This is a genomic window from Brevibacterium sp. p3-SID960, assembly GCF_025144725.1.
GTDB lineage: Bacteria > Actinomycetota > Actinomycetes > Actinomycetales > Brevibacteriaceae > Brevibacterium.
The window spans coordinates 1-8,154 of sequence record NZ_JALXKS010000065.1 but is presented as its reverse complement, the minus strand read 5'-3'; the positions used below and the strand labels follow the sequence as shown (position 1 = coordinate 8,154).

The 8,154-nt window shown below is 58.4% G+C and carries 2 protein-coding genes and 1 pseudogene; all 3 read right to left on the bottom strand.

Going from position 1 to position 8,154, the window contains the following annotated elements; translation table 11 throughout:
- Positions 1–180: pseudogene (locus tag M3B11_RS13220) on the bottom strand (transposase); the annotation flags it as partial.
- A 375-nt stretch (positions 181–555) separates the two neighbouring features.
- Positions 556–1,233: a hypothetical protein gene (locus tag M3B11_RS13215; protein ID WP_259877932.1), complete on the bottom strand. Its 678-nt coding sequence runs from the start codon at positions 1,231–1,233 to the stop codon at positions 556–558.
- A complete protein-coding gene (locus tag M3B11_RS13210; protein ID WP_259877931.1) occupies positions 1,230–7,865 on the bottom strand; it encodes a DNRLRE domain-containing protein in 6,636 nt (2,211 codons plus the stop codon). The genes M3B11_RS13215 and M3B11_RS13210 overlap by 4 nt, the downstream gene beginning before the upstream one ends.
- Between the last annotated feature and the right edge of the window lie 289 nt (positions 7,866–8,154).

Below are 8,154 nucleotides of genomic sequence, written 5' to 3'. Positions count from 1 at the left end.
CCCCCATCGACGCGACGCCGGTCCTTCTCTGCTTTCACCCAGGAGCCCAGCGTCTGCTCACCGACTCCGATTTCCCTGGCCACCGCAGCAATAGACCTGCCAGTGTCAATGACAAGACCCGCAGCCTCGACCCGATACTCCTTGAGCATAAGAACGCCGCTGGCGCTTCTGATCTGACATACTGAACATCCTTCCAGCAGGACAGCAAATCCCGCTAACTTAGGTGTCTACTATTCGAGGGTAACCTCACACCGCCCGGCTACACGAAGCGCTGGGCTATCAGACACCAGCAGAAGTCGAAGCCCGATACCCCGAAACCCTCACCAACCATGAACTATCTTTACCAACCATCTAGGAACGAAATCTAGGACGGTTCAAGGTTCATTCGGAATGGCCCACCAGACCCCGACAGAGGCCACAGATGCACTACAAACCAGGAAAGAGCCTCTACCAAACTCGGAGCTTGACAGCCCGTTTTCCTACTCACAAACCCTCGACAATACGAAGCTACCACATTCTAAATATTACCCCAGCACCGCCCAGCTCACCGTCTAATCACTCAGTAATTCCGGGAAGCTTCAAGTAGGCATCCAATTTCCGAAGTCGAAATGATCGCGGGTTCAACCGAAATGAATGCAACACGATTTGCGCACGATCAACAGTACCCATGGACAATATGTAAAGCCTTAAATCACGCATTAGACTTAGTTGCAACCCCGCAATCCATCCGCCATATAGTCTTCCATATACCATATTTCCTAGATCATCATAGACTCCAGACCATCTATCCGGCCGGCTTTCCGAGACCAAGAGCGAGATCCGCCCATTCAACAATAGAAGTAGCACAGTGAACGGATTATCTCCATCTACGGAACTGCGCCCGGATTCAAATCGCACGGCTCCAGACCCAAAGCCGACCATACGCTCAAGAAACGAGAGTTGATAGTCGAAGGTGACCACCCCGGGCTGCAATGTTTCTAACGGGTCAAAATAAATCACGAGCTTTACGTGCGGACATTCCTTCTGGCACACTTCTAGTTTCGTTTCGTGAGAATACACGAAGATTTCCAGGCGATCCCAAGGCTCTCCTTCCCACTGTACTGAGATAGGCAGGGAACCAATACCGCTGCTTGAGATTAGTTCGTTAAGCGCTCGCTTCAAGTGTGCAGCAAGGCTAGCCTCTTGTGTCGTTAAGGCACTTGCGATTGAAACCCAAGGCACTTTGGCTGTCACCGGTACCTCCTCGGCCCACGGTGAACAACATGCACGTTCACATGCCGATGATCTCCTCTTTCGTATTTCGTCAGGTTGGACTGAAACTTGTTGTGCTTCCTATATGCGCTGCGGTATTGGTAGATTCCTCGTTTTCCCCTTCCTATATACCATCGGGCCCGTTTGTTGTGGGTGCGGTTTCTGGTATAGAATTTTCGCGTCCAGATCCTTCCTGCAGCACGCGCAGTCGCCCTGGATGCGCGAATCGAATGCATTCCTGGACCCGCGGCCCTCGCGAATCTGACCACTCTGTATATCCGTACGCCCCACGCCACAGCTCCGACACCAGGTATAAATCCAGCTGCAGTCAATGCAATATCCCACTTATTTTTCCAGGCCCATTTCCCGATTTGTTTTGCGGTCTTCTTCCAGTTCCATCGTTTTCCGTCGAGGTCGGTGTTGTTGATGGGGTCGGTGGGGTAGGCGTAGGGGGTGGGGGATCCTCCTTCTTCGGGGTCTGGGCTGGTGAAGCGTCCGGTGGTGGTGTTGTAGAGGCGTACTCCCATGAGGATGAGGCCGCTTGTGTCGGTGGCGCGTTCTTTGCCTCCGAGCCAGCCGTATGTGACGGGTCCGGTGTCTGGTGTGGTTGTGGTGGTTCCTGGTGTGCCGTATTCGGTGTAGTTTGCCCAGGAGTTGATGCCGCCTGCTGGTGTGTCTCCTTCTGGCAGGTCGATGGTCGCGACGGTGTCGCCACCTGGGTCGGCTACGGTCAGCTGGGTTTTACCGCCGGTTTCGAGGGTGAGGCCGAGGTCTCCTCCGATGGAGGATTCGTAGCGGGTGGTTTGTGCGTCATCTCCGGTTCCGGTGGTGACCCAGCCGGGGTTGTCGCTGCTGTCGCTGTAGTGACGGTTCAGCGTTGTTGAGTTATCACCGGTGGTGCTGGTTTCCTGGCTGCGCCTGCCCTCGGGGTCGAGGGTGAAGGCGGTGCTGGTGTCACCTTGTGTGATCTTTGCCGCCAGGTCATCGGCGAAGTATTCGATGCCGATATCACCATGTTCTAGGTGGGGTGCATCGCCTGCGGGCAGTTTCGTGATGCGGCCGAGCTGATCGTAGGTGTAGTCGCCGGTGATCCGGTCGGCGTCATCATGTGACCAGGTCTTCTTCACCGTCTCCGCATTCTCAGTGCCGCATTCTGGCCCAGCGGCAGTCGTAAGTGCCGTGCGGTTTGAGTTGGCGTCAAACGTGTAGTTGCGGATCACACAAACGGCCGGTGCTGTGGCTGTGACCGGAGGAGTGCCTTCAGTGCTGATCCCGGGATCTGAGGGTTCTTCACTATCACCGGAATCGTCAGTGTCTCCCGGTCCTGTACCCGGGTCGGGTAGTGGACTGGTAGCGCCGGTGCGGTCGATTGTCTGGATCAGACGCCCGGCCGGGTCATAGGTGTACTCAAGGTCACCGGCAGCGTCGTCAGCGTTCGCGCTCCGCCCGTCAGGGGTGCGCATCCTGACTGTCCGGTCAAGTACGTCGGTGTCGATCTGCCAGGACAGCCAGGCCGCGGTCGTGGTGTCGCCACCGTTGGTGACGGTACCGGCATAGGTCAGGCCTGTCATGGTGCCATTGATGTCATAGCTGCTGGTCTGCTCAACACCTCCGGGCATCGTCTGGCGGATCAATTTCCCGCCACTGTCATAGGCGGCAGCGTAGGAGCCGGCCTTGCTGATCGTTTGAGAGGTCAAAAGCCCGCGGCGTTCTTGTTTCCCGTTGGCATCTGTACCGTCATACCCGTAGGTGGTCTCACCGGCAGGAGAGATGGTCTTCGCGACCTGACCGGCACCGGGTTTACCTGCCTGTACATACTCGGTGCGGGTGGTCTCGCCCTGGCTGTTGGTGTACGAGGTTGCCCGCCCCCAGGTATCGAAACCAGTGGCTGTCTCTGCCACAACCGAACCGTTCTCCAGGGCCTGCGTGCCTGTCGCCCGTCCGGTGGACTTGTCATAGACAGTCTTCGTCACCGGCAGTGCGTGCGTATCCACTCCGGTGGTGGTGGTTGCGGTCGTATCAGTGCGGCCATCAGGCAGGTACGTCGTCGTCGTCTCACGGGTAGCCGTACCGTTGGCTTCACGGACCGTGACTGGGTTAAGCCACACATCATAGGCCGTGATCGTCTCACTCACCAGCTCCGGGCCGCTACTGGGTGTGCCACCAGGTGACGCCTGGCATTTCAGCCCGGCCCATTCCGGCCGGTTCCCGCACACTCCGGTGCCATCAGCCGAGTAATACTCGGTCAGCGTCGTGCGTGGATCCTTGCCATCAGACTTCGGCTGCCAGGCCTCGACGACACCGCCACGCTCGTCATACCGGGTTCTCATCACGATGTCACTGTCGTTATTCATAACGGTTGTTCTCGTGGTCGGCACACCGAGTGTCCAGCCGGACGTCGGGCCTGTCACCTCGGCGTCATCGATCGGGTCGTAGCCGTTCTTCGTCCGTGTGATGACGGCAAGATCTTCCGGGATCGCAATCGATGTATCTGAGTGTGCCGCATCTGCTGCTGCAGCTGCAGTGGTCACGGTGGTCGGCAGCAGGTACTTCTGCTTCGCCGCCTCCGGCTGCCCGGCAGGAGCAGGTTTCATACCCCCATTCGGTGCGCCTTCATCGTAATCAGTATGCACGTGCTTACGAGCTGGGACCTTCTGCCCATCGGGCAAGACGACCTCAGCGACCGGTTCGAACACATCAGTGACCACCGTGCCTGCCGGCACGACCGGCACCTCACCGTTCTTCTCTGCCGAATCGGTGTTGTACCGGGTCACAGTCGCGAAATACGACACATCGAACTCAGCGTTAGTTTCTCGTGCCTCTTTGGCTGCCTGCAATCCGGCGGTGTCCCACTGACCGATCGTATTGTATTTCTCGTCATACTGTGTGCGGGTCGGCAGCCAGCCACCAGCACCATACGACACTGTGTTAAGCACATAGCCTGAGGCATCCGTATACGTCAGATCCGCATTCGCCCACAATCCAGAGTCAATTCCGGCAGCACTTCCGCCCTCGGTCGGCTGATCGGCAGCGAAGACAGCGAATCCGTGTGCCGGGGCCGTCTCCTGACCCCACGCGGCGACTCCGTCAGCGGTCATATCCGGCAAACCGGCACCCCCAGCAGTGGGGTCGAGTCCATAGACGAACGATGCCTGTGTTTCCGCTTCACCCTCACCAGAGACCGGATCGCGGGTGACCTTAGTCAAACGCATCCGCTCATCAACTGTGCCGTAGTGGAAGTACCAGGTCTTCTCACCTGCCGGAGTCACACTGCCCAAAGCCGGCCCGATCGCATGTTTCACCGTCGTGTACGTGTAATCGGTGGCCAACCCAGAGCGCGGGTCGGTGACCGTGCGCAAACGCTTGGCCCCGTCATAGCGGTACTCAGCTACAGGGATCGTCACCACCTTCTGCGCTGCAGGATCCCACCCGGTATAGGCGATCTGCTTGACCTGACCGGCGACATCACCGTGCTGCTGATCTGTCGCTGTGGTGGTTTTCGCGTATTCGATCTCCAAAGCACGGCACCCCTTGGCCAACGCACCGGTCGCAGCACACGTCACCCCAGGAGCCGACCCAGCAAGCACTCGCGTGATCTTGCCCTCAGCATCCTTCGTAAACGTCGTCGTCCCCTGCTTGCCCGGTGATGCCACAGACGCAGGTGACCACACCGTATCGGCATCAGCACTCACCTGCACCGGCGTGAAAGTCGTCACCACCCCCTCGTCATCAGTGACGAGCATCTTCGCACCGGTACCAGCCCCCTGGATCGTCAGGGACACCCCCGAGCTCTTGGTGTCATCATCAGCTGGAATATACGCTCCGGGTTCAGACTGGATGCGCCGCTGGGACGGCTGCTGGAAGACCAGCGGCTCACCTTCATCATCAACCAAAGCGATGATGCCTTCTGAACGCGTCGCATCGATCACACTCAGACCAGCCATGCCAGCTTCGTCATCCCCATCGAGGGTCGCATTCCACCCCGGACCAAAGATGCCGCGCACGGTATCGGTCGCACCCGCATACGTCGAATGCGACCTCGAAATCGACAGATCACCGTTATATCCAGGTACGCTCACATCGGTCTCGGAGGTGTTGAACTCCCCCGTCCACAACGCAACCTGGCCCGGACCAGCATCGGCGGTCGGGAAATCCTCCCCGAACGCGTGAGCGATCCGAACCACCTTCACCGGTTGCACAGACCAGGTGCACTGTTTCGACACTCCTGTGAACACGTAGCAGATCTGCACTTCCAAAAGCGCAGGCCTGCGCGGATCAAGTTTCGTACCATCAGCTGCGACCGTGGCCTCCTGTGTGTTCCACAGCTGTGAAACACTCACACCAGCCGCGCCATTGTCCCTAACATTTAAGCTGCTGCCCTCAGTCCAGCCCGAGCGATCATCCTCACCCGAGCCGGCCAACCGCCAGTACACCTTCGCACTCACCGCACTGGCAGCACCCTTCGGCGGAGCTGAAGACTCCAACCGGATCGTCGATGTCGTCGTCGTCCCATCAGCCGGGCCCGTGATACCAGCCGTGCCATACCCAAACGTGTACACACCAGCCCACGCCGAGGTCTTGCCCGTCACATTCAAAGCCCGCGCATCAATCCGGTGCCCACCGATAGCCTTCGAGACCTTCACACTGGCTTTGCCATCCGAGAGAGCAACCGTTGTCCGCTTATGATCAACATCGACTTCAACCCGATTCGGGCCCGCGTTACCCGAACCCGCAGCAGTAACAGTACACGTCACATCCTCTGCCGGTGGGCGGTCATGCCAGCTGCCATTGCCAAACGCGCCAGGACATGAAATCACCGGCTTGCCAGGTGTCGCCTGCGCTGTCTTAAACGCAGTCCAGCCAGACCAGGCACTATTGAGCTTCCCATCCCACGACCGGGTCCTGACCACATACGTGGCATTATCAGACAAATCCGCGTTCAGCCGGCACGAGACCTTCTGCCCCGAAGCCACGAACCCTGATGTACACGACCCGGCATTCGCACCCGAACCAGAATCGCGTTTGACTTCAATATCGAACTTTACGCTCCCACCATCAGGATCCTTGACCACCGACTCAAACGTCGGACGCTTCTCTGCAGTAAACGTCGACGAACCCGACCTGACAGCCCCACGAATCTGCGGCGTCGAGGGCACCCCCGGAGTCCGATTCCACGTCACCACCAGATGCGGCTCAGACCGATTATCCTGCTTATCGGCAACATGATTCGCCGACCGGTACCGCCGCCACGCCGTCGACGCTGACTCATTGCGCGCCCGGATCTGCAGACCATAATTCGCCTGCCTACCCGTCGTCCATGCCTCGACGATCTTCGTGACATTGAAGTCAACCATCCCACCCTTGCACGCTGACGAATACCCCAAAGCCTGCGTATTCGTACCCATCCCATCCGTCGTCGTTGACGGCTGCTTATCCCAGGTGATCTTCGCGGAATCCCAGCCAGAAGTGATCCGCTTCGCCTCAATCACCTGCCCACCCTTACACGTCGAAGAGTAGTAATTGAACATCCGCAGCTTCGCATCAACAACCTTGCCATCCTTCAAGCTGCCGACATCGAACTTCACATACGACCGGTACTTCCGCCCACCCCCGTCATACGTGCCCACCCGCAGCTCCTTCGACGAACGCTGCGAAGTCTTCAGCTTCGAATCAACCCACGTATCCGTCGACACACCAAAAGTCGGATCAATCGTCACCGGATACTGCACACCAGGATCGGACAGAAAACCCGGATCCGGACTCAACACCAGCACCGGACGATCACCATCGAGATCAATCCGCGTCTCAACCTCAGCAATCCGCGTCGGGCCACCCGACACATCATCCTCAGCAGCACCCCACATCAACGGTGTCGGCGCACTCAACACCCGTTGCCCCGACTCAGAACGCACCACAATGCGCCCCTCATCATCAGCAGCCACCTCACCCTCACCGGCATCCAACGGCAAACGCAACTCAACCGGCTCACTCACCTCAGGCCGATCATTGAGCACCAGCGAATGAGAAAACGAATCCTTCAACACCTCAACAACAAGATCCGCATCCACCCCAAACGGATTCTCAACACCCTCATACGTAGCCGTGCTCCCCGACACAACCGGCTCACCCAGCTCAGAATCCCACTCCACACCAAACGTCGATGACTCGCCATCACCAGCATCAACATCAACCGACGCGAAAGCCCCCTCACCCCCATCAGAGACCACAACATCATTCAGCGCCGCCTTCGGCGCATACCCGCCCTCAGTCTCTTCCAACGTGGTATCAACATCGACCCACGCACCCGAGTCATCCTGCACCCGAATCGGACCCGAATACGCCTCAGTCGTCAACGTCCCATCCGGATTCGCAAACGTCGACGAATCCACCGACCGCGCATCCTCCACCTCAACACGCGAACCCTGCGCACGCGCACTCACCTGAGCAGACACCAAATCCGGCCGCGAAACCACCGGCACCACCGCAGACGACGAAGCCGAAGCCGCCACCGCCGGCTCCACAACATTCGGCAACCCCATCGACGGAATCAGAACAAACGCACAAACCCCAGCAACAACCGCGAACCACCGATTCGCATACACATACCAGAACACCAGCCACCACCCGATCCGAGACAAACCGAAACCCGAATCCTGAACAGGCGCCGAGTCTTACCTTGGAGTAAACTGCGCACCAACCACCCCAACCCCACCCGACACCCCGCCGTTACCAAACTGTGACCGAAAAGGCTCTGCCCTCTAGGCGAACATAGACACGTCCTCCAGCAACGATCCGTCCACTCCCGGAGCCCCTCAGCCGTCTTCGTCAAAGACGAGTCACGAAGTACCGGTTACAAAGACCGGGTCATTCTTTAGTCCTCAGATGCTGCAGACGCTTCCTAGC